Source organism: Burkholderia sp. GW821-FHT14F03, assembly GCF_058803765.1.
Window position 1 is genome coordinate 1 of record NZ_JBXAPG010000126.1, and the last position, 464, is coordinate 464.

Annotated in this window: 1 protein-coding gene; it reads right to left on the reverse strand. The window is 62.5% G+C overall.

Annotated features, from left to right (window positions below):
- A partial coding sequence (locus AC1RQF_RS33320) for a hypothetical protein (RefSeq protein ID WP_492874387.1) occupies positions 1 to 464 on the reverse strand: 464 nt, incomplete at both ends.

A 464-nucleotide genomic window follows, 5' to 3' on the forward strand; every position in this document is an offset into this window, starting at 1 on the left:
CTTTCGACCGGCCTCAGCTCGACCAACAGCAGCGTGACTTCGCTCTCGTCGTCCGCTTCGACCGGCCTTTCCACCGCCAACAGCAGTATCAGCTCGCTTTCGACCGGCCTCAGCTCAACCAACAGCAGTGTGACTTCGCTCTCGTCGTCCGCTTCGACCGGCCTTTCCACCGCCAACAGTGGTATCAGCTCGCTTTCGACGGGCCTCAGCTCGACCAACAGCAGTGTGACTTCGCTCTCGTCGTCCGCTTCGACCGGCCTTTCCACCGCGAACAGCGGTATCAGCTCGCTCTCGACCGGCCTCAGCTCGACCAACAGCAGTGTGACTTCGCTCTCGTCGTCCGCCTCGACCGGTCTTTCCACCGCCAACAGCGGTATCAGCTCGCTGTCGACGGGCCTCAGCTCGACCAACAGCAGTGTGACTTCGCTCTCGTCGTCCGCTTCGACCGGCCTTTCCACCGCGAA